This window comes from Rhizomicrobium sp., assembly GCF_056722145.1.
In genome coordinates this window covers 1-3,479 of the sequence record NZ_JBWZET010000095.1, presented here as the reverse complement: position 1 = coordinate 3,479, position 3,479 = coordinate 1, and the positions used below count along the sequence as shown (strand labels likewise).

Genomic DNA, 3,479 nt, shown 5'->3' with positions numbered 1-3,479 from the left:
GCACCATCTGCCGATCCCGGCGAATTTGGCGCGCAACATCGAGTACGAATACTACCCCTCCGGCCACATGGTGTATGCGCACGAGGACTCGCTGAAAAAACTGCACGACCGCGTCGCCGATTTCATCCGCCGCACGAGCCATAATTGAATATGCAGGTTGAAAATGCGCATCACCCTGAGGTGCCCGGCGCCGCACTGAATGCGGATATTTGCGGATTCGTGCGGGGGCACCGGGCCACGAAGGGCGACGCGCGTTCACCAAAAGCAAAACCCGGTGCGGGGGGGCCACACCGGGTTTCGCGGGCCGGATTATTCCGGCGCGTGGAGTAAGGGCGGGGGGGCGCTCACTCCATTCTCGTACCTCGTGTCAGAACCGGACGCCGACGCCGGCGCCGATCAGCCACGGATTGACATCGACGTTGGCGGTCGCCGCCGAGGCGGCATACGAAGCGTGGGTCGACACGAAAATCTTCTTCACGTCCATGTTGAGAAAGTACTTGCCGTCTTCGGTGAGCGGCATGTCGAAACCGGCTTGCAGCGCGAAGCCCCATTGATCGGTCAGTTTGAGCTTGCCGAGGGCGGGGATGCCGCGCTTGTCGTAGAACAGCGAGTAGTTCACGCCGGCACCGACGTATGGCTTCAGCGGACCGGCGTCGAAATGGTATTGCAGCGTCAGCGTCGGCGGCAGCAGCCAGGCCGAGCCGATCTTGTCGAGGCCGTTGATGCCCTTCAGGTGGATGCTGTGATGGGTCGTGCCGGCGATCACTTCCACCGACCAGTGGGGATCGAAAAAATAGGTCGCGTCGATTTCCGGAATCGCGACGTCGGTGATGTCGATCTTGCCGCCGACATTGACGCTGGAACTGACGTCGGGAATGACCTCCAACGCCCTGATACGGATAAGGATCGTGCCGGCCTCGTAAGGTGCCGCGCCCGCCGCGGTCGTGAGGAGCAACGCCGCTCCCAACCCCAAGGCCAATGATGAAACGCGCATGCTGTCTGCTCTCCCTCACTCGCAAATCAAATCAGGAGGCAGAATTACCCTTACGGAAATTGTGATTACAATTATTGAAGTTCTAAAGCGCGAATCGTCCGGAACCGGGTAGACGAGGGGCGGCCGTGGGACGCCGGGCTACCGCTTTGGATTTTCACTCTTTCTTGTTCTAATCTGATATCGCAAGTACTTGATAGCGCACCATCAATTGCGCGCTTCTGCCGCACCCCTGAAATTGGTCTAATTCGAGTACGACAACAAAAAAGCCCGGCGTGAGAGAATCACACCGGGCTCTTTGTTCAGTTCGGAGCGGCTTATTCGCTGCGGAACGTCCGCTGCCACCAGCCCTTTTTCGCCGACTGAGGCGGCTCAGACGGAGCGGGAAGTTCAACCGCAGCCGGGGGCGCGACCGGAGCAACGGGTTCGACCACAGCTTCGACCTTGACCGGATCGACCTTGACCGGTTCGGATTTGGCTTCCACTGCAGCCGGCTTCTCGATCGGCTTCAGCGACGGTTCGACCGGCGTCGTGTCGGGCTCGCTGTCGAGCGACCAAACCGGCGTGGACGCTGCGTTGGGGACGACGGCGCGCGGGTCGTCGCTCGGGGTGGTGTCGATTTCGTCGACGTTGCCGAAGCGGTCTTCGTAATAGGAGAACGATGACTGCTGCGCCGGCGGCTCGACGGCCGGAGCGGCTTGCGGTGCCTCCGGCGCCTCGGCGACGGGTTCGTTCGCGTCCTGCGGCTCGCTGCCGGCGAAATCGCGATCACGACCGCCACGACGGCCACGACGACGGCGGCGACGACGGCGGCGGCCGGCTTCGCTGTCTTGGTCCTGACCTTCGCCAGCTAGGCCTTCGCCCTGCTGGCCTTCGCCACGCGTCTGCGCTTCGGCCGTATCGCCGCTTTCCTCGTCGCCTTCCGGCTCGCCGTCTTCGCCATCGGCGACCGGCTGCTGCGGTGCCGGAGCGGCACCCTGTTCGCCTGCAAAGCCTTCGCCATTGTCGCGATCGCGACCGCGGCCGCCACGACGACGGCGGCGGCGACGACGGCGGCCACCGTCGCGGCCATCGCCGTCACGCTGTTCGCGGTTCTCGGACGAGGCTTCCGCGGGATCGCTGCCGGCTTCTTCGGCAGCGACTTCCTCGGCTTCGACGATTTCGGGTTCGGGTTCCGGCTCCGGCGGCGGCTCGATGTCCGCGAGCTTCGCCGGACGGGTGGAGGGATCGCGCTGGCCGAGGCGGTCGATTTCGAAATCGCCGGCCTTCAGGCCTTCCTTCGGCTCGAAGGCGACGGTGACATCGTATTCGGTCTCGAGCCGGGCGAGTTCGGCGCGCTTCTGGTTCAGCGTGTAGAAGCCGACATCAGCAGCGACGTGAACGATCATGCCCTCACAGCGCTGCTTCTGGGCTTCTTCCTCAAGGCCGCGCAGCACGCGCAGGGCGGTGGATTCGACCGAGCGCACGATGCCCTGGCCGCCGCAATGGGGGCAGGGGACCGTCGAACCGGCGATGACGCCCGCGCGCAGACGCTGGCGGCTCATTTCCATCAGGCCGAACTGGCTGATCTTGCCGAGCTGGATGCGGGCGCGGTCGTTCTTCACCGCATTATGAAGGCGCTTCTCGACCGAACGGTCGTTGCGGCTGTCCTCCATGTCGATGAAGTCGATGACGATCAGGCCGGCGAGATCGCGCAGACGCAGCTGGCGGCCGACTTCGTCGGCGGCTTCCAGGTTGGTCTTGGTCGCGGTGTCTTCGATGTTGTGTTCGCGCGTCGCCCTGCCCGAGTTGACGTCGATGGCCACCAGCGCTTCGGTCTGGTTGATGACGATGTAGCCGCCCGATTTCAGCGTCACCGTCTGCGAGAACATCGCGTCGAGCTGCGCCTCGATGTGGTGGCGCTGGAACAGCGGCACCGGCTCCTTGTACGGCTTCACGTTCTTGGCATGGCTGGGCATCAGCATGCGCATGAAGTCTTTGGCGTTGCGATAGCCGTCTTCGCCTTCGACCATGACCTCGCTGACGTCCTTGTTGTAGAGGTCGCGGATCGCCCGCTTGATGAGGTCGCCTTCTTCGTAGACGCAGGCCGGGGCGTTGGATTTGAGCGTCAGCTCGCGCACCGAATCCCACATGCGCAGCAGATACTCGTAATCGCGCTTGATCTCGAGCTTGGTGCGGTTGGCGCCGGCGGTCCGGATGATCAGTCCCATGCCGTCGGGCAGTTCCAGGGAGGCGGCCGCACTCTTGAGACGCTTGCGGTCGGCGGCATTGGTGATCTTGCGCGAGATGCCGCCGCCTCTGGTCGTGTTGGGCATCAGCACGCAATAGCGGCCGGCGAGCGAGAGGTAGGTGGTCAGCGCCGCACCCTTGTTGCCGCGTTCCTCCTTGACCACCTGGATCAGCATCACCTGGCGGCGCTTGATCACTTCCTGGATCTTGTAGTGGCGTTTGCGCACCCAGCGCTGCGAGGGCTTGCCGGCCTGCAGGG

At 63.7% G+C, this 3,479-nt stretch carries 2 protein-coding genes; both read right to left on the bottom strand.

Annotated features, from left to right (window positions below):
* Positions 1-367: 367 nt before the first annotated feature.
* Positions 368-994 carry an OmpW/AlkL family protein gene (locus tag AC1P6P_RS05430; protein WP_481401418.1) on the bottom strand — a complete coding sequence of 209 codons (627 nt, stop codon included), beginning with the start codon at positions 992-994 and terminating at the stop codon, positions 368-370.
* Between the two features lie 314 nt (positions 995-1,308).
* Positions 1,309-3,479: Rne/Rng family ribonuclease (locus tag AC1P6P_RS05425; RefSeq protein ID WP_481401417.1), on the bottom strand; the 2,171-nt coding region annotated here is incomplete at its 5' end.